General features: G+C 63.0%; 21 protein-coding genes, 1 tRNA gene and 1 riboswitch. Of the genes, 6 read left to right on the top strand and 16 right to left on the bottom strand.

Annotated features, from left to right (window positions below):
• Positions 1-164: 164 nt before the first annotated feature.
• The 4 genes from AAGW05_RS12750 to AAGW05_RS12735 all read right to left on the bottom strand — a co-directional run bounded on the left by AAGW05_RS12750 (position 165) and on the right by AAGW05_RS12735 (position 4,053).
• A complete protein-coding gene (locus AAGW05_RS12750; RefSeq protein ID WP_411804907.1) occupies positions 165-686 on the bottom strand; it encodes a SixA phosphatase family protein in 522 nt (173 codons plus the stop codon).
• Positions 687-764: 78 nt separating this feature from the next.
• Complete coding sequence (locus AAGW05_RS12745; RefSeq protein WP_411804906.1) at positions 765-1,607, bottom strand: winged helix-turn-helix domain-containing protein; 843 nt, start codon at positions 1,605-1,607, stop codon at positions 765-767.
• 643 nt (positions 1,608-2,250) lie between these two features.
• A complete protein-coding gene (locus AAGW05_RS12740) occupies positions 2,251-3,525 on the bottom strand; it encodes an MFS transporter (protein WP_411804904.1) in 1,275 nt (424 codons plus the stop codon).
• The gene (locus AAGW05_RS12735) at positions 3,526-4,053 is read right to left on the bottom strand and encodes a MarR family winged helix-turn-helix transcriptional regulator (protein ID WP_411804903.1); all 528 of its coding nucleotides are present in this window, start codon (positions 4,051-4,053) and stop codon (positions 3,526-3,528) included.
• Positions 4,054-4,256: 203 nt separating this feature from the next.
• Positions 4,257-4,450, top strand: a riboswitch (cyclic di-AMP (ydaO/yuaA leader).
• Between the two features lie 3 nt (positions 4,451-4,453).
• Here AAGW05_RS12735 and AAGW05_RS12730 point away from each other — a divergent pair.
• Together AAGW05_RS12730 and AAGW05_RS12725 are read left to right on the top strand one after the other, a co-directional pair.
• The gene (locus AAGW05_RS12730) at positions 4,454-5,194 is read left to right on the top strand and encodes a hypothetical protein (RefSeq protein WP_411804902.1); all 741 of its coding nucleotides are present in this window, start codon (positions 4,454-4,456) and stop codon (positions 5,192-5,194) included.
• A gap of 73 nt (positions 5,195-5,267) precedes the next feature.
• Positions 5,268-5,540, top strand: coding sequence for an SUMF1/EgtB/PvdO family nonheme iron enzyme (locus AAGW05_RS12725; RefSeq protein ID WP_411804917.1), 273 nt, complete (start codon positions 5,268-5,270; stop codon positions 5,538-5,540).
• On the opposite strand, the gene upp is transcribed toward AAGW05_RS12725, so the two are convergent.
• Positions 5,522-6,160, bottom strand: a complete 639-nt coding sequence (gene upp / locus AAGW05_RS12720) for a uracil phosphoribosyltransferase (protein ID WP_411804901.1) — start codon at positions 6,158-6,160, stop codon at positions 5,522-5,524. The genes AAGW05_RS12725 and upp overlap by 19 nt on opposite strands.
• Before the next feature lie 49 nt (positions 6,161-6,209).
• On the opposite strand from upp, the gene tadA reads away from it, so the two are divergent.
• A complete protein-coding gene (gene tadA, locus AAGW05_RS12715; RefSeq protein ID WP_411804916.1) occupies positions 6,210-6,680 on the top strand; it encodes a tRNA adenosine(34) deaminase TadA in 471 nt (156 codons plus the stop codon).
• A gap of 83 nt (positions 6,681-6,763) precedes the next feature.
• Positions 6,764-7,135 (top strand): hypothetical protein, encoded by a 372-nt coding sequence (locus AAGW05_RS12710; protein WP_411804900.1) that lies wholly within the window; start codon positions 6,764-6,766, stop codon positions 7,133-7,135.
• A gap of 9 nt (positions 7,136-7,144) precedes the next feature.
• On the opposite strand, the gene AAGW05_RS12705 is transcribed toward AAGW05_RS12710, so the two are convergent.
• The gene (locus AAGW05_RS12705) at positions 7,145-8,314 is read right to left on the bottom strand and encodes a DNA glycosylase AlkZ-like family protein (RefSeq protein ID WP_411804899.1); all 1,170 of its coding nucleotides are present in this window, start codon (positions 8,312-8,314) and stop codon (positions 7,145-7,147) included.
• Positions 8,315-8,383: 69 nt separating this feature from the next.
• Between AAGW05_RS12705 and AAGW05_RS12700 the strand changes: the two genes are divergently transcribed.
• Positions 8,384-8,473: transfer RNA gene (locus AAGW05_RS12700), tRNA-Ser, on the top strand.
• Between the two features lie 50 nt (positions 8,474-8,523).
• Here AAGW05_RS12700 and AAGW05_RS12695 read toward each other — a convergent pair.
• The 9 genes from AAGW05_RS12695 to AAGW05_RS12655 all read right to left on the bottom strand — a co-directional run bounded on the left by AAGW05_RS12695 (position 8,524) and on the right by AAGW05_RS12655 (position 16,932).
• The gene (locus AAGW05_RS12695; RefSeq protein ID WP_411804897.1) at positions 8,524-8,925 is read right to left on the bottom strand and encodes a hypothetical protein; all 402 of its coding nucleotides are present in this window, start codon (positions 8,923-8,925) and stop codon (positions 8,524-8,526) included.
• A gap of 463 nt (positions 8,926-9,388) precedes the next feature.
• Entirely contained in the window at positions 9,389-10,921 is a 1,533-nt protein-coding gene (locus tag AAGW05_RS12690) for a multicopper oxidase family protein (protein WP_411804895.1), read from the bottom strand.
• A gap of 95 nt (positions 10,922-11,016) precedes the next feature.
• Complete coding sequence (locus tag AAGW05_RS12685) at positions 11,017-11,769, bottom strand: F510_1955 family glycosylhydrolase (RefSeq protein WP_411804894.1); 753 nt, start codon at positions 11,767-11,769, stop codon at positions 11,017-11,019.
• Between the two features lie 216 nt (positions 11,770-11,985).
• Positions 11,986-12,237, bottom strand: coding sequence for a DUF305 domain-containing protein (locus tag AAGW05_RS12680; RefSeq protein WP_411804893.1), 252 nt, complete (start codon positions 12,235-12,237; stop codon positions 11,986-11,988).
• Positions 12,234-12,452 carry a hypothetical protein gene (locus AAGW05_RS12675; RefSeq protein ID WP_411804892.1) on the bottom strand — a complete coding sequence of 73 codons (219 nt, stop codon included), beginning with the start codon at positions 12,450-12,452 and terminating at the stop codon, positions 12,234-12,236. Before AAGW05_RS12675 ends, AAGW05_RS12680 begins: the two co-directional genes overlap by 4 nt.
• Before the next feature lie 108 nt (positions 12,453-12,560).
• Positions 12,561-12,971: a DUF6153 family protein gene (locus AAGW05_RS12670; RefSeq protein ID WP_411804891.1), complete on the bottom strand. Its 411-nt coding sequence runs from the start codon at positions 12,969-12,971 to the stop codon at positions 12,561-12,563.
• A gap of 82 nt (positions 12,972-13,053) precedes the next feature.
• Entirely contained in the window at positions 13,054-15,159 is a 2,106-nt protein-coding gene (locus AAGW05_RS12665; RefSeq protein WP_411804890.1) for a copper-translocating P-type ATPase, read from the bottom strand.
• Between the two features lie 30 nt (positions 15,160-15,189).
• On the bottom strand, positions 15,190-15,504 hold the full coding sequence (locus AAGW05_RS12660) for a heavy-metal-associated domain-containing protein (RefSeq protein WP_411804889.1): 315 nt from the start codon (positions 15,502-15,504) through the stop codon (positions 15,190-15,192).
• Positions 15,505-15,975: 471 nt separating this feature from the next.
• On the bottom strand, positions 15,976-16,932 hold the full coding sequence (locus tag AAGW05_RS12655) for a cation diffusion facilitator family transporter (RefSeq protein WP_411804915.1): 957 nt from the start codon (positions 16,930-16,932) through the stop codon (positions 15,976-15,978).
• Here AAGW05_RS12655 and AAGW05_RS12650 point away from each other — a divergent pair.
• The gene (locus AAGW05_RS12650; RefSeq protein ID WP_411804887.1) at positions 16,903-17,097 is read left to right on the top strand and encodes a hypothetical protein; all 195 of its coding nucleotides are present in this window, start codon (positions 16,903-16,905) and stop codon (positions 17,095-17,097) included. The genes AAGW05_RS12655 and AAGW05_RS12650 overlap by 30 nt on opposite strands.
• On the opposite strand, the gene AAGW05_RS12645 is transcribed toward AAGW05_RS12650, so the two are convergent.
• Entirely contained in the window at positions 17,082-17,444 is a 363-nt protein-coding gene (locus tag AAGW05_RS12645) for an ArsR/SmtB family transcription factor (protein WP_411804886.1), read from the bottom strand. The genes AAGW05_RS12650 and AAGW05_RS12645 overlap by 16 nt on opposite strands.
• Positions 17,445-17,751 lie beyond the last annotated feature (307 nt).

Here is a 17,751-nt window from a genome sequence, read left to right as displayed (position 1 = left end):
CGAAAACCTCCCCGAAGAACCCGCCTGGGCCATCCCCAACGCCGAAGACAACACCATCCTGACCGAACAAGCCATCGCAGACTTCCACACCAACCACCCCTAATCAGCATGAGCATGACACCAGGATTCAAGCCACAGGCGTCACACGCATACCCGAGCGGTTGTTACCGCGGAACCACAAAATTGGTCAGTGTCGCATCCTGCCCGTCGAGCGTCGCCCAGTCGCCGCTGTGTTCCAGCACTGCAAACGCACTCGTGGGGAATCCCGAGGCCAGATCCATGTACGCATCCTGGTCCGATTCGCGTGAAGCCAGCCTCAGTGCCAGCCCTTGGACGCCGGGCATGTGGCTGATGACCATGAGCGTATTGACGGTTTCAGGTACGTGGTTGATGACCGAAAGCATCGAGGTGGCCCCGACGGCATAAAGCCCGTCTTCCAGCTTGGGAGTCGGGGCCTTCTCACCCAATTGCTGGCACACCCAGGTGCACGTCTGGCGGGTGCGCAGCGCCGAGGAACACAGGATGAAGTCAGGCACCACGGCGTTTTCCACAAACCATTTGCCGGCCAGCGGCGCCTCGTTGTGCCCACGCTGGGCCAGCGGCCTGTCGTGATCCTCAACGCCCAGCGGGAAGGCAGCCTTGGCATGGCGCATCAGGATCAGGCGTTTAATGTGGTGTTCGCTCATTCCTCCAGCTTAGTGACTGTTAAAGCAGTACGACGGCGGATCCCCCACACAAGGGGCGATCCGCCGTCGTACTTTATCTCAAATTGAGTATTCGGGGGCGGCCCAGACGACCACTTCGGGGTGCTCGTAGAACCGGTAGCCCTCGCCGCGGACGGTGCGGACCGTGTTGGCCAAGCGGCCCAGCTTGGAGCGCAGCCGGCGAATATGAACGTCAATGGTGCGCTCGTTCGGGACTTCGTCGGCGTTGCTCCAGAGACCCTCGAGGAGTTCATCTCGACCCACTGTGCGGGTGCCGTTTTCCACAAGGTAGTTCAGCAGTTCGAACTCCTTGAACGTCAGGTTCAGGGTGTCGCCGTCCAGGTGGACTTCGCGGCGGGCCAGGTCGATCAGTACGCCCGAGGGGCGCTGGTCTGCCACCGCCGCACGGACTGTCTCCTGGCGCTGGCGGGTGGCAACAGTGGGGTCGCCGAACGTTGAACGAACCACATCCAACGGCGTTCCGACAGCGTCCGACGGCGCAATGGCCACCGCGGCGTAGCTCTGGGCCTGCGGGACAAGGGTTTGGGCGTAGGCCCGGATGTCCTGGGCCAGCTTTGCCAACGACGTGCCGGCAGCGGCAGCCGTGTCCTCGTCAACGCCAACATAGAGGACGAAACCGCGGGCCACGTTGTCGGCAGTGACGCCGCGCAGCTTGTCCACGCCGGCGATGACGGGTGTGGGCGCAGTCATGGGATTGCTGTCCGTTGTGGGGGGCGTACGCAGGCGGAGCGCTGCACTGACAGGCTCCGAACGGTAACCATTGCCGTACCCGGGCCCATCCAGCTGGGAGGGTCGGGCCAACTGGCCGGGGCCGGCATTGCGTGCCCCCGCCCTGGCGGCGTTACGAACAGAGATATGGACGTATCCGGATGCTACTGACATTGAACTACCTAGCTGTATGGCCGTGATCCACGGCGCGAATGCTTTCCATGAGTTCCCTTGCCCGGGGGACTCTCTGTGCCCTGCAATGAGGGCGGGCCCATGGGCCAGGGCTGGCATCTGCCACCGTTTATTGCGTGGCGTCCTGGGGTGTGCGTTAGACCTGCATTCGACAACCACACATAAACCGTCCGGTCGTTCCGAGGCGGACAGTTGCTGCGGCTGCAGGATTCACTGGGTGGGTGTTCACGTAAGCCAGTGTGCTACGTAACAAAGCAAACCCGCAAGTAACAAAGGCTCTAAATGTCCAGTATGTGAGATTGTGTACTATTTTGTGATGAAACACATAGTGTTGAATTGCTCTCATTTGATGGGTGAATGACGATTTACGTCAAACTTAATCAATTCTAGAGACAGTTCTGGTGCCATAAATTCTATCCAAATGGCCTATTGGGGAAATTCATTCATTTCCACAGAAAGCATGCCGAAGCCGTCCGTCGCAAGTTCACGGCGACGCTCAGCGTTCTGTCAGAATATGCCGCTAGGGAAACAGACGTTTACGTCATGCGCTTGACGTTCAAAGCGGTCCCATCGAAGTGAGAACGGTTCCATCGAGGCCGGGAGCGCTCCGTGTCCCGGCACATCCCTAGCCTCCGCTCCGGCGAATCCCCGGCAACATTGAGAGCGGGTGCAGATCCCTGATCTGGTCGCGCAAGCGGACATTGTTGCGCCTGTTCATCATCGCCAGGGCGACCAACCCGGAGCCGATGGCAACTATGGCGCCCAACCAGAGCGACCAGCGGGCACCAAACTCGGTGGCCATCCAGCCAACAAGCGGCGCACCAATAGGTGTGCCGCCCTGCAGAACCACCATGTACACGGCAAGCACCCGCCCCCGCATGGCCGAATCCGTGGTCAGCTGCACCGTGGTGTTACAGGCATTCATAAACGTCAGCGAGGCAAGGCCCACGGGCACCAGCGCCACGGCGTACCAAAAGTAGCTGGGCATCAAGGCCGCAATGCCAACTGTCACGCCGAATGCCAGGGCACCTCCGACGATGTACAGCATCCGCATGTTCTTGCGCCGTGCGGCCAGCAGGGCGGCGGCCAGCGTGCCAATCGCCATGACCGAGCCCAGCAGCCCGTACTCCCCCGGCCCGAGGTGGAACACGGTCGTGGCCATCAGGGCGTTGGTGATCTGAAAATTCATCCCAAACGTACCCACCATGAACACCAGCACCATGATCATCAACAGGTCCGGCCGCTGCCGGATATAAACAAGCCCCTCGCGGATCTGCCCCTTCGCCCGCGGCACGCGCACAACCGGGGCCAGCTCGCTGACGCGCATTCTCCACAGTGAAAAAATCACCGCCGCAAAGCTGGCAGCGTTGAGCAGGAATGCCGGCCCTGTACCCACCAGTGCAATCACGAGGCCCGCAATGCCAGGGCCTGCGAGACGGGCCAGGTTGAAGGAGGCACTATTAAGCGCGACGGCGTTGGGCACGTCCTCCTTCGCGACGACTTCGGAGACAAACGCCTGCCGTGACGGGGCGTCGAAGGCACTGGCAACCCCCAACAGGAACGCCAATACATAAACATGCCACAGTTGTACAGTCCCCGTGACGACCAAAATTCCTAACAAAAGCGCACAAAAACCCATTCCCATCTGGGTCACGAGCAGCAGCTTGCGTTTGTTGACCCGGTCCCCCAGTACCCCCGCATACGGTCCAAGGAAGATAATCGGCAGGAATTGCAGGCCCGTGGTAATGCCGGCCGCCGTGCCCGAGTTGTGGGTCAGGACCGTCAGCACCAGCCAATCCTGGGCAACGCGCTGCATCCACGTGCCAATATTGGACACAAATGCCCCGGCCACCCAGAGCCGGTAGTTGAATACTTTCAGGGCACGGAACATTGAATTCATTTAGACGCTCATCGCCTGCAGGATCAGGGCCGCGTCATGGAGGGTGGCCCGTTCCTCCGGGGTGAGTGAAGCCACCCGCTTTGCCAGCCAGGCCGTTCGCTTGGAGCGAGCCCGCAGCAGGGCTGCTGCCCCTGTATCCGTAATTCGCACCAGTACCTGGCGCTTGTCTTCCGGATTCTCTTCACGGCTGACAAAGCCGGCCGCCGCGAGGGCGTTGACTATCCGCGTCATGGACGGGGCCTGGATCTGTTCCGCCGCGGCAAGCCCTCCCACTGTCCGGGGCCCTTCCATGATGGAGGCCAGGACTGAATACTGGCCGGGGCTGATCTCCCTTGACGCCGCTTCGGCACGCAGCCGCCGGGAGGTGCGCATGACAGCCACCCGCAGTTCCGCCGCAAGCGGTCCGGAGCCGATCGTCTTCGCGGGCTTTCGCCTACCGCCACCCTCCGCAGGGGTGACGGTGGCGGCCTGCGCGGGGCCCGCCGTCGTACATTGCGGGGAGGATTCGGTTGGGGAGGTTTCAGTCATCGCCGCTCAGCTGCCTAGGTCAGAAGTTTGGTATCTTCGAATCACCATTCTAGATCGTTAGCAATGCTAAGTAAACCGAAGGTCGCGCACCCTTGATACAAACAGCGTTACCAAAATGTGACATCCTATGTCGTTTCAGTTACGCTGGCAAAAGTGCCGACCGAACCAACTACGGTTCTTGGCACCGATGGACGGATCGCCGAGCTCTGCCGCCGCCCATCTCCCTCCACATCCATGGCAGAGACGGGGGACCCAATCTTTGCGGGCCCTTCCACAATGGAAGCCCTTGGGGTTAAGCCGGCACACCGACAGCAGCGATCATTGCTGCCCGCGGTGGTGCCGACCGGATTCTCTAGTCCGTTCCCGACAGCTCACCTCGCAGGCGTAGAGAGGCTCCTTCATGTCCAATGCACCCCAGCGCGGCCGCCGCCGCGCAGAACCAGTCCGCCGCCCGTCCATTTTTGGACTCGCATCCGCCCGTCCCGGAAGCCACGCCGCCGGGATTGCCGGAGCCAGTTCCACGGTCTCGGCTACGGCAAAATGCATGGCGGCTGTGGCCGTCGTCGGCGCGCTTGTGGGCGCCGGGGCCGTGGCCCAGCAGGTGGGCGCTTCCGGTGATCCGAGCATGACGAGCCTTGTTTCCTCTGTCGGCAACGATTCGGCAGCCTCTGCAGTCACGGCTCCGGCCAATGCAGCCATCAGCTTCCCGGGGCTCTCTGTCTCATCGAACCCGTCACCCACCAATGCCCCCGTCAAGGTCCAGTCCAACGACGTCAAGCCCGAGACTGCCCCGAAACCGTCCGCGGCTCCCGCCCCGGCCCCCGTTGCGGTTGACGATCCCGCTGGAGCCCAGGCTTACGCCTCAAGCCAACTGGCTTCCTTTGGCTGGGGTGCCGACCAGATGAGCTGCCTGACCCGGCTCTGGGAGCGCGAATCCAGCTGGCTCACGTCGGCCGAAAATGCCTCCAGCGGCGCCTATGGCATCGCACAGTCACTGCCTGCCAACAAGATGGACAGCACCGGCAGCGACTGGGCCACCAACTACAAGACCCAGATTCGCTGGGGCCTGAGCTACATCGAGGGCCGCTACGGTTCGCCCTGCGGCGCCTGGGGACACTCCGAATCCGTGGGCTGGTACTAAAACCTTTCCAAGCGGCTGGGCATGACCGGTGGCGAATCGCCGACCCTGCTGGGCCCCCGGCGGCACCATCACGATGCGTGGCGCACCGCAATGGACGGCGGCCGATGCGGTTGAGGGACCGCATCCCGTTGCCGGTAAGGAACCCAATGGGTACGGCTTGTTTGATGTGATCTGCAATGTCTGGGAAGGGTGCTGGGACTACGCGGACACGGCCCGCTACGCCGCGTCAGCGCCCCCGACGCCGTGCTGGAGGATGTGGGTTTCAAGGCGGCCCGGGGAGCCGTCGGGACCCGCCGCGAGCTTGCCAGCGGTGGGAGCTATTGGGGATCAGTCCACGACGCCGTAGAGACGGTCGCCGGCGTCGCCGAGGCCCGGCACGATGTAGGAGTTTTCGTCGAGGCCTTCGTCAATGGAGGCAAGGACAACGTGGACGTTGTCCCGCCCGCCATGGGCGGCCTCGAGCCTGGCCAGGCCTTCCGGGGCTGCCAGGAGGCAGATGCAGGTGATGTCCGCAGCGCCGCGGGCAAAGAGGAAGTTGAACGCCTCGATCAGGGTTCCCCCGGTGGCCAGCATAGGGTCAAGGACGTAGACCTGGCGGCCTGTGAGGTCCTCGGGGAGACGCTCGGCATAGGTGATGGCCTCGAGGGTTTCCTCGTTGCGAGCCATGCCAAGAAAGCCAACCTCTGCGGTGGGCAGCAGGCGGGTCATGCCTTCGAGCATGCCCAGTCCGGCGCGCAGGATCGGCACGACCAGGGGGGTGGGCTTGACCAGGCCGGTGCCAATGGTGGAGGTCACGGGTGTCTCGATATTGACGGGCTCAACACGGACTTCACGTGTCGCTTCGTACGCCAAGAGGGTGACAAGTTCCTCTGTCAGCTGCCGAAAAATCGGTGACGGGGTGGTCTTGTCCCGCAGGACAGTCAACTTGTGGGCAATCAGCGGATGATCCGCAACCAGTACGCGCATGAATAAAAGCTACCATTGAGCCGTGCCCAACACACATGATTTCCCCCCCATGGAGACAACCACCACGGCTTTGCATGCCCAATGGATGGGCCTTGCCCTTGCGCAAGCCCGGCGCGCCTTGACGACCGACGATGTGCCGATCGGCGCCGTCGTGCTTGGACCCGACGGCGAGGTCCTGGGTTTGGGACGCAACGAACGTGAGGCGCACGGGGATCCGACGGCCCATGCCGAGGTGGTCGCGATCCGCGAAGCCGCGGCGAAATTGGGTTCGTGGCGGCTGGCCGATTGCACCCTCGTGGTCACGCTTGAGCCCTGCACCATGTGTGCCGGGGCGATCGTGCTGGCGAGGATTCCGCGCGTCGTTTTTGGGGCGTGGGATGAGAAGGCGGGCGCTGCGGGATCGGTTTTTGACGTGTTGCGCGAGCGTCGGCTAAATCACTGGGTTGAGGTGTTCCCCGGCGTGCGCGAGGACGAGTGCGCCGTGCTGCTGACCGACTTCTTTGGCGGACACCGCCGCTAGCCGGCCGCCGCAGCGAAGATTCCCTGCTGTAACGTCTTCTGACGAACCCGTTGACAGGGCTCCGACCAATCTCAGGGGAAAAAATGGCATCATGGCGCGACACCACATCCGAGGCGGCCCAGGAAGACTTGGGTGCATTGCTGAACATCGCCATGCCCTTTGCGGAACAATGCCTTGAAAAGTACGGCGAATTCTTCCCCTTTGCCGCCGCGATCGGCACCGATGGCGAGCCGATCTACCTCATGGCGGAGCCGGACGAAGATGACGCTATCGTGGTTTCGGACGTTTCGCTCAGCAACCAGCACACCGACGCCGTCCATTTCGCCGCGGAACACGCAGATGGGATCGCCCTGAGCATCCTGCAGCCGTACACGCTCGGCGACGGCGGGCCCGAGTGGGGCGAGATGACAGTCAGCATGGGCGAACCGATCCTCTGGCGCGCAACGGAGCAGTAATCCGGCCGGTTATTCCCTCGATGCGGCGTTGAGGGCGTCGATCCGCTTTTGCCTGCTCGACGGCGAATCCAGGCTGAAGGAGCGGAAGTCGCCCAGGTCCTCGCGAATGAAGGCCTCGACGTCCTGGATTCTTTGCTTCACGGCGTCGCTGGCCTTGTTGAAAAGCCAATGGGCGATGCGTTCCTCGCCGGGATCGTACTGCCACAGGCCGATGATCCGCCCGCGGTCCACGATGGGGTGGTCGGGCAGGTCGGCCTGCAGGGCAAGCTTGGAACTGAGCAGCTGGCGATCCCGATCGTCTTCGGCAAAGTGGTCCGCGGCGTTGCGTCGCAGCAGGAACAGGGCGTCGGTTCCTGCGAGCAGCTGGATTTGCTCGTCCTGGGGGGAGCTGAAATCCTCCGCTTCGGCAACGTCGGCCGCCAGCATCCACAGGCCGTCATGTTCGACGGCGCCCGCGGCTCCCAGCGCGGCCTTGGTTTGCGCCACGGTGAAGGCAGTGAACCACTGCGTCTGCTTGAGCGTGGCCCCGCCTGTCCAGGCCAGGTAGTTCGCCATAAGCCTTGAGCGGGCATCCTCCCCCGATTCAGTGGCGGGCGGCAGGCCCCACGCAGTGTAGGAGTAGCGCTGCTGGTCGAGCCGGCCGTTGACGGGAACCCGTCGGATGCGCCCGTCGGCCTGTAATAGGCCCAGCACCGTGGGAAGTGTTGTGGAGGCGCCCTTCTTCTTGCCCTCCTCGCCCAGGTTGCGGACAGCTTCCCCCAGCTGCTCCTTGAGCTGCTTCGGGTCAAGCGGGCCCTTGGCGTCCTGGAGAAGTTGCAACGTTTGCGCCTCCAACGACGCAACTTCCGCCCGGTCGACGTCGAGCTTGTCCAGGACCTTCAGCGTCACCTCCGCCGCGCCCTGGCCAAGCGTCAACGCCCACGCGTAGTCCGCTTCGCCCAGCACATAGGTGCAGCCGCGCGCCGTCGGAAGTTCGTGGATGCGCAGGGCAGCGACATCGGCGTCGGCCTGCTCCCTGCGGATGCCCGCGCGGGCGAACAGCGTCAGGTAGGGATTGGCGCCGCCGACCGACCGGGCCCAGCCCGCCCGGCTCAACACATCAGCCGCACTACTGCCGGCAAGTGACCCGTCAAGGCCTTGTTTGTGCCAGGTCCAGGCACGTTGTGCTGCGTTGTCCATATGCTTATCTTGCACCATGGGTACCGCGGATTTTTGTTGTGGCGTTTGACCCGGTAGGGTTGACGCGTTGGTGACGTGTCCGAGCGGCCGAAGGTGCAACACTCGAAATGTTGTTCAGGTGAGAGCCTGACGTGGGTTCAAATCCCACCGTCACCGCCAATGTGCAAGGCCCCTGCTTCCCTTTGTTTGAAGGAAAGCAGGGGCCTTTGTCATGTCCGAGCGGATATGTTTTGCGGGCGGATGCCGTTTAGCTTCAGATACTTGTACTTGGCTCCGAGACAGCCCACGGCCTGGACTTTATCCGGATGGAGCGTCAATGACGCCATGACGGCGGCTTTTTCGGTGGTGTCCGTGCCGATCGACGCACTCATGAACGGCAGACTTTCGACCTTGTCACGCAAGGTCGCGCGCTCGCCACCGGTGGCGTCGGTAATGACGTACGTATTGGGCTGATCTGCAACAGGGGTCACGGTCCAGGCGACCGGGTGTGTAAAGCTCAGGGAACCGCCCGGCGTCGTGAATGTTTGTTCCGCCGGCTCAACGGAGGCCTGCGTAGGTGTCGGGGCTTCCGTGGGGGCCCAGACGGGCGTGCTGGCGCCGTCGTGGGGCATCGCAGCTAGCGGAGAATCCCGGCACCGAATTCCTGCTTCTCATCCAGCCGTGCGAGGGCTTCGACGCAGCCGCCTGGCGTGGCCTTTTTACGGACCAGTCGCTGGTTTCAGGGCCGTGACGTCATTCTTTACGTCTGAGAGCCGCCGGGCGCGCGGCCAACTCCGTTTCGTCGATTTCCCCGTGGGCAAATCGTTCGTTAATGATTCGTTCGGCCTCGTCATAGGGCGTACCGTAGGGGCCATGTGGTCGTGGTCCATTCACACCCATGCCCAGGCACCCATGCCATAGTCCCATTCATACATCATGCGATATTCTCCCTTCTCACTCATTTGCCTATGGGTGAAGTGTCACCTGCTCGTGATCGTCTGTGTAGGGCCCTTTGACCTCAAAACACGCTGATGGGTCGTTTTCATGCAGCGGGATCCATGCGCGCTGTGCTGCTGGATATGTGGTGGCCTCTCACTATTTGAGGTAGGAGAAGACTCCCATCATGCCGCGTTCGGCATGGTAAGCGTTGTGGCAGTGGAAGAGCCACTGGCCCGGATTGTCCGCATCGAAGTAGATTGTGACGATCTGCTTGGGCCGCACGATGACAGTATCCTTGCGAGCACCCACCGTTCCGATTTGAAAAGTGTGGCCGTGGATGTGCATGGGGTGCCACATATCGGTGTCGTTGATGAACTTTACTTCCACCCGTTCCCCAGCCTTGATGTCGAAAGGATTCTGGAAGGGTTTGGCCATGTTGAAGCGTTGGCCGTTGATGCCCCAGTCGTAGTTGGACATGCCACCTGTCAGGCGCACCTCATGGGTGCGGTCCACTGCCTTGGCGGGCAAGTTCACGGCCGGATCTGCGGTGAGCTGGCCGCCGTCAACAACCTTGCCCTCCAACTTTTTTGGCAGGCTGGACAATGCCGGTGCTTTCCCGGTCCGTGTGGTGACCAGGCCGTAGGTCATCTGGGCTTTGCCCTCGGCCAGTGCGAGCACGGGGGTGTAGCCGTCGCGGACGGTCAGGATCGCGTCGATGCGCTCGCCCATGCCCAGGACGACGGCGTCGACGTCGGTGTGTTGGACGGGGAAGCCGTCGGTGTGGGTCAGGGTTAGTTTCTGGCCGGGGACCCCGACCCGGTAGGCGGTGTCCCCGGCGGCATTGATGATCCGCAGCCGGACACGTTCACCTGGATTCGCTGTGAAGGTCTCAGGGTTCCCGGGGTCGCGGCCGTTGAAGAGGTGGAGCGGGTAGGCGATGTCGCCTGCGTCCCCGCCCAAGAAGTCACTGGTGGCACCCATGAGCATGTGCCCCATCACCATCCCACCGCCCCCGCCGCCGTGGCTCATGCCGCCCATGGAGCCCATGCCCTGGGAGACTTCCTTCAGGACCTCATCCGGGGTTCCGGTGACACCATCGAGCCAGTCCTCCAGGACAATCACCCAGTCCTTGTCGTATTTCAGGATTTCCTGGGGGTCCTCAATGATCAGGGCACCGTAGAGGGCACGTTCCCGCTGCATCTCCACGTGCGAGTGGTACCAGTACGTGCCCGGGTGCGGGAGCTTGAAACTGTAGGGGTAGTCCTTGCCGGCGGCGATGGCGTCTTGGGTGAGACCCGGGACGCCATCGGCGTTATTGCGCAGGGCCAGCCCGTGCCAGTGGATGCTGGTGGGCTCGGTGAGCTTGTTGTTCAGTGTGACGGTGAGCTGGTCTCCGGCCGTGCCGCGCAGGGTGGGGGCGAGAAGGGCGCCGCCATACCCCCAGGTGGTGATCTTCTTTCCCGCCAACGTGGTGGAGAAGGGCTCGGGGGTGAGGGTCTTCGTAACGGTCTTTCCAGTGGATGCCCTCCGGGTTTCATACTCGGCGATGAGCGGATTGCTGGGCAGGATGCGGTTTGTCTGCCCGGTCGCGGTCGGACCCGGGGTGGGTGTGCAGGCGGCCAGGGCTGCCGCTGCGGTGGCCGCGACGGAGAGCCCCATGAAGGAGCGCCTGTTCAGTGTGTAGCTCATTGGATATTCCTTTGAAGAAGGTGTGGTTGGACGACGGTCAGGAAAGTGCCGGAGAGGTTTTGCAGCTGGTAGATTCACTGCACCCCCGGTCCCCATCAGGACGCTGCCAGGGAGAACGTTGCCCCGCCGTCGGTGGAGACCTGGACACCCTCGGTGGTGGCCGCCCAAATCCAAGGCTTGCCCGGACTGCCTTCCCTTGCGGTCACCGCCTCGACCTGGCCGGCAATCCTTCCGGTCGCTTTCCAGGTCAATCCTGCATCGGTGGAGACGTAGACGCTCCCGTCGGGGGCAACACCGACGGCCTCCGTGGGAGCTTTCTCCACCGGCGTGGCAAAGGTGACGAACTGGATAACCGGTCCGCCGGGGACGGGCTGCCAGGTCTTCCCGTGATCCGTGGAACGCTGCGGCCCCTCCTGGGTGGTGGCTAAAACGACCGTGGAGGTGGGGCTGCCGGCCAGGACGGCCGGCACAAAGTTCGCATCAGAGTTCGTCCAGGATGTCCCGTCGGTGCTGGTACGCAGTTGTCCATCGAATGCGACCAGGGCGCCGCTGCTGACGGTCAGGGCGTGGAAGTCGGATTGTCCACCGCGGGAGACTGGTTGCCAGGTCTTGCCGGCATCCGTGGAGCGGATGAGACCGACTGGGTTGGGCAGGGAAGACCCGGGGCCCGGGTGGCCGGAGGCGTAGAAGACGTTCGGCTCACCCGTTGCCGTGAATCCCATCAGGTCGATGGTGGCCTCACTGAGCTTCACCGGGGTCTTGGTGGTCGCGTCAAAAAGGCCGTCATGGGTGGCGAGCAGGATCCTGGTGGAGACCGGGTCCACGCTGATGCCATGAATATGGCTCACGGCTGCTGCCGGTGTGGGACTGGACGGCGGGGTTGGAGGGGAGCACGCCGTCAAGGCCAGTGGCACAAGAAGAAGTATGGCGGCAAGGGAACGGTGGAAGCGTAAAAAGGTGGTGCAGGGTTTCACAGGGACCTCCAAAAGATGAGAAAGGAAGGGCGGTGGTGGTCGGCCACAAACCATGGCGGGCCACCGCCGGACGTGCTGGCTTACCGTGGGTTACAGGGCGGCGAGCAGGTCATTGATTTCGGTTTCCTGTGAGGCGGTGATGCTCTTGGCCAGCGCCACAGCATCAGCGTTTTTGCCGCCGGTGACCTCGGACTTGGCCATCGCGACGGCGCCTTGCTGGTGAGCGATCATCTGGGTCAGGAACAGCTTGCTCGCATCATTTCCCTGAGCTGCCTTGATCTGTGTAGCCAGAGCCGTAACCTTCGGATTCAGACCGGTCTTGGCGAGCATAATGTTGCTCATCTCCACCGCTTGGACGTGGTGGGGGGCATCATTTGGGCGGACATCGTGTCGGCGGCGTTGCGCTCCCCGACTGCGACGGCCGCCTGCATGGTGGAGGTGGTCGCACTGCCGTGGTTCATGCCCTGCATTGAACCATCGCTGGCACCGGTTGAGCATCCGGCCAGGGCGATCAAGGCTGCAGCAACGGTGGCGGAAATTGTCAGAAATTTCTTCAAGGGAACAATCCTTCAGTAATACAAGTCTCAAGAGTGTGCAGCGGCGCCCTTATGGAAGGACACAACGATGAGGACCTGCCAAAAAAATTGGCAAGTCTGGTCATCGGTTTACGTTCTGCTGATCGAGAGCTGGTTCAGTGAGGGAGGGTCGGGGGCCCGGTCGCCGGACTTGTGCCCCGGGGCGGGCGCAAAGACCGCAGGTGCGGCCAGTTGAGTGCTGATCACGGGTGGGGGAACACTTAGCACAGCAGGCCCGATAGAGGGAACGCACGCCCCATGCATGGCCATGGTGGCCTCACACCCGGACGGCATGGCGTGAGCGGACTCAGCGGCTGACTGGGCCGTGAGAGCTGGTGGCAAGGCGGGGACGCTCATACTGACAGCTATCACCGGCGCCGCCTGTGCGCCTCCGATCATATGCATGCCCAAGAGGCCGGTGACAATGGCCAGAACAACCGAGAGCAACCCGCCCCAGCGCAGCAGGGATCCCGTCGTCGAGACGTCGTGGCACGAGCGCATGGGATCCTCTCTGGGTCTCGGGGCTGATATCGGTTCGTTGATTATTGTACGGGGGCGGACTGGCTAAACACTTGGTGCATGATCAACTGGCGTTAGCCGGGTTGAGTTTGAGCCGGCGTAGTAGTTGGGCGTTCAGGGCCACCACGATGGTGGACAGGGACATCAATACAGCACCGGCTGCCGGTGAGAGTACGATCCCGGCAAACGCCAACACGCCGGCGGCCAGCGGCACGGAAATAATGTTGTATCCGGTGGCCCAGATGAGGTTTTGCCACATCTTGCGGTAGCTGGCATGGGAGAGATCCACCATGGACAGCACGGCACGGGGGTCGTTGCCTGCCAGGACCACGCCGGCCGATTCCATGGCGACGTCGGTGCCGGCGCCGATGGCAATGCCCACCTCGGCACGTGCTAGGGCGGGGGCGTCGTTGACGCCGTCACCCACCATGGCCACCTTTAGCCCGCGAGCCTGGAGTTCGGCTACTTTCTGGTCCTTGTCCCGCGGGAGAACTTCGGCGAAAACCTCATCGATGTGCAGTTCGGCGGCCACCGCGGCGGCAACCTGGCGGGCGTCGCCGGTGATCATGGCCACCTTGATCCCACGGTTCTGCAGGGCGCCGACGGCCTGCCGGGATTCCTCGCGAATTTCATCCTCCAACGCCAGTGCACCAATCACTGCCCCGTCACGCATGACATGCAGCACGGCCGCTCCCCGGCCCATCCACGCCGAGGTGGCCGCGCGAATGGTGTCCGGCTCCGTTAGTGCGAGCGCTGCCAGGAGGGCGGGGCCGCCGACGGCGACAGTTGCGTTGCCTACGATGGCTTGGACGCCCCGGCCGGTCATCGACTGGAAGTTGCTGGCGGTGGGTGTAGGTGCGCCCCTCTGCCGGGCGGCTGCGACGATTGCGCGGGCCACGGGGTGTTCGCTGTCGGATTCAACGGCTCCGGCAAGGGACAATAGCTCATCGGTTGTCACGCCGTCGGCGGCAACAACGTTGGTGACGGCTGGTTCGCCCTTGGTTAGGGTGCCGGTCTTGTCGAAGAGCACGACGTCGATGGTGCGCATCCGCTCCAAGGCCATTCGATTCTTGATCAACACCCCGGCACGGGCGGCCCGCTCCGTGGAAATGGCGATGACCAAGGGGATGGCAAGGCCCAGGGCATGCGGGCAGGCAATCACCAGCACCGTCACGGTGCGGGTCACGGCATCCGGGACACTACCCAGCAGCGACCAGACGATGAAGGTGATGACACCGGAGCCCGCGGCAAAGTAAAACAGGAACGCCGCAGCTCGGTCGGCCAGCGCCTGGGCGCGGGAGGTCGAGGCCTGCGCCTCGGCGACGAGGCGCTGTATCCCGGCCAGGGCGGTGTCATCACCGACGGCGGTGACCTGCATTCGCAGGGAGTTGTCGGTCGCGACGGTGCCAGCCACCACAGGATCATCCACGGTGCGCGGGACGGTCCTGGATTCCCCGGTGATCATCGACTCGTCCACCTCGGCAGACCCGTCGGTGATGACGCCGTCGGCCGGCATGCGGGCACCGGAGCGGACCAGGACAATATCGCCGGCCTGCAGCTCGGCAACGCTGATGGTCTCCGTGCCACCGTCGATGACCCGTTCGGCCTCATCCGGCAGCAGGGCGGCCAGGGCATCCAGGGCGCCGCGGGCCGAGCCCAGAGCCCGCATTTCAATCCAGTGCCCCAGCAGCATGATGGCCACCAGCAGGGCCAATTCCCACCAAAAATCCAGATCGAAACCGCCCAGTCCCAGGCTCGTCACCCAGGAGGCAACGAACGCGACCGTGATGGCCATGGAAATCAGTAGCATCATGCCCGGTTGCCGGGACTTGATTTCCTGCCAGCCGCCCTTGAGGAACGGTTGCCCGCCGTAGAAGAAAATGAAGGTGCCCAGCAGTGGCGGAATCCACGCTGCTCCGGGAAACTGTGGCGGGGAGTAGCCGAGCAGATGCCCGAACATGGGGCTGAAGAACACCACTGGGATCGAGAGCGCCAGGGTCAGCCAGAAGCGGTTCTTGAACATGGCGGTGCTGTGTCCGGCATGCTGGCCGGCAGTGTGGACGGCGTGGTCGTCGTGATCCATGGCCGCGTGATCCATGCCGGACATCGAGCGTGGCACGGTGCCGGTTGGCGCCGCCCCGTGGAGACGGCCTGTTTCGTGACTATCCATGACTCTCCCTAATTTGTTTGCGGGAAATACTCAGCTTTCGGTGACCGTGTAACCCGCTGCTGCGACGGCGGCTCGGATATCCTCTTCGGTGGCTTGGCCGGAGACGGCCATGGCGGAGGCGCCGCCGGCTACCAGGGTGATGCTGGCAGAGTCGACACCGGCAACGGCCCGAACCGCTGTCTCCACTGTTTGGACGCAATGCCCGCAGGTCAGCCCCTCCACGGCGTAGGTCGTGTAGAAGGCATCGGCTGATTGAACGGTCTTTGCGGCAGTGGAGCAGCAGCCGCAGGAGCTCTGTGTTTTTGGTGTCAGGATCAGATCGGTGGGGGCTTCAGGGACGCACATGGTGGTCACTTTCCTTTAAATAGAGGGTGGTTGTGTGCGTTGGGGTTGAACGGCAGTGGCGGCCGGATGACTCGACGGTGGCGACAAGCTAGTTCACTGACAACACTCCCAAAGATACCCCCTAGGGGTATGAGAGTCAAGGCGGGTGCTTGATGTAGAGAAAATCTCCCGCGGTTTAGAGATCACTGAGACCCATACCTTGGTCGTCGAGGCAGGGTGAGCGTTTCCCGGCCGCTGCGTCCGGTAATATCCGGACCGATGAGTACGCAGCGAAGGAGCTTCTTTGGTTCCGTTCGCGAGAAGTACAGTCCCTGTTTGCGACAGCCGCCACCTCCCACGTAACAGTGCAGGGCTCCACCGAACGCCCCGACCATGACCAGGGCCCCCCCGGTTACGGTGAACGTGCCGTAACCGGGGATCTGGGCGCACGCCTCTGACCCGTGAGCTGACGTATTTTCCTCTTGGTGCGATCTAATGCCCATGTGGCTGGTGGATATTGGCAAGATAGGTCCCCTCCGGTGTGGCCATCGGTTTGACGCCAAAGGCATCAAGCTTTGGCAGGGCATGAACTAACCGGTGTTCGGCGGCATGGATGGTTTCCGCTACCTTGGACAACATGGTGTCGGCCACCACCACCGTGGCGGCTCCTTGGAGTCGGTGCCCCACCCACCGCAACTGAAGGTTGTTGACAGCCAGGACGCCAGGGGTCCCGGCCAGGGCTACCTCCGCCCGGTCCACCAGCTCGGGTTCGATCCCGTCCATCAAGCGACGGCCGATGCTCTTGACCGTTCCCCACAGCAGGGCGATGATGGCTGCGGAAATGAGCAGGCCCACGATCGGGTCTGCCAGTGGGAAGCCCAGCATGACCCCGCCGGCTCCCAGCACCACGGCTAGGGAGGTGAATCCGTCGATCCGGGCGTGGACGCCGTCGGCAACCAGTGCGGCGGAACCGATTTGCCGACCCACCCTGATCCGGTAGACGGCCACGGCTTCGTTGCCTGCGAAGCCGATTACGCCGGCTGCCAATACCCACCACAGATTGTGCAAGGGTTGCGGCTGGAACAGGCGATCCACTGACTGCCAGGCCGCAACAACGGCCGAGAGGGCTACGACGGCGACAATGAACAGGCCCGCGAGGTCCTCGGCCCGCCCGTACCCAAAGGTGTAGCGACGGGTGGCAGCGCGGCGGCCCAAGATGAACGCAATCCACAACGGGACCGCGGTCAGGGCATCGGAGAAGTTGTGGATTGTGTCAGCCAGCAGGGCCACCGAGCCGCTAATGAGGACCACCAGGAACTGCAGGACCGTGGTGCCCAGCATGATGAACAGGCTGATCTTCAGGGCCCGGACACCCTGGACGCTCGATTCCAGGGCGTCATCAATGGAGTCGACGGCGTCGTGGGTGTGGGGAACGAACAACTCGAACAGCCACCCCTAGATACCGGCGTGGTGCTTGTGGGAATGTCCATCATGGTCATGGTCGTGGTCATGGTCGTGTCCATCGTCATGCCCGTGGCTTTATGGGTGGTCGTGACCGCTGTCATCGTGGTGGCGGTGACCCGCCTGTCCAGTGAGGTTCATGCCGTCCTCTGATCTGCGCGGTGGTGTGCGGGCATCCCGCCCAGAGCGTGCTCGGCCTGGTAAATGGCGTCGGCCACCAGTTGGCGTGCGTGTTCATTCTCCAACCGGTACATGACCTTCGTCCCGTCCTGGCGGGTGGACACGATGCGGGCCAGGCGCATCTTGGCCAGGTGCTGCGACACGGCGGCAGGGGATTTGCCCACCACTTCGGCCAGCGCACCAACCGCCATCTCGCCCTCGCGCAGGGCCAGGACGATCCGCACCCGGGTGGCATCGGCCAACATGGCAAAGATCTCCACCGCCAGCTCCACGTATTGGCTGTCCACATCCAATGTGCAAGACTTCTTATCTGCATTCATACGCACATAATCTCATTAAGTGTCTGCATGTGTCGCATTAACCCTGACGGGTCAGGCTTTGGGCCGATCGCCGACGGGACTCGCCAAAGCCCTTGAGTGCCGCCTAGTCAAGTGGTCGTTCGTCGTCTCCGCCATGACCCTTCGGTGTGCGGTGAGCTTGCGGATCGGCCCATCGGGCCCGTAGAGGGGAGACCTTTGCCGGCAGTGCGCCACGACGCCGAGCGCGGCGTAACGTGAGGAGGGTGAAACCGATCATCACCACGGCGATAACGACGCTCAGGCTCACAGGGAGGGCAACCACGCAAGG

It is taken from the genome of Arthrobacter sp. LAPM80 (genome assembly GCF_046736435.1).
GTDB lineage: Bacteria > Actinomycetota > Actinomycetes > Actinomycetales > Micrococcaceae > Specibacter.
The sequence above is the reverse complement of the archived record's forward strand: the minus strand, read 5'-3'. Positions and strand labels throughout refer to the sequence as shown.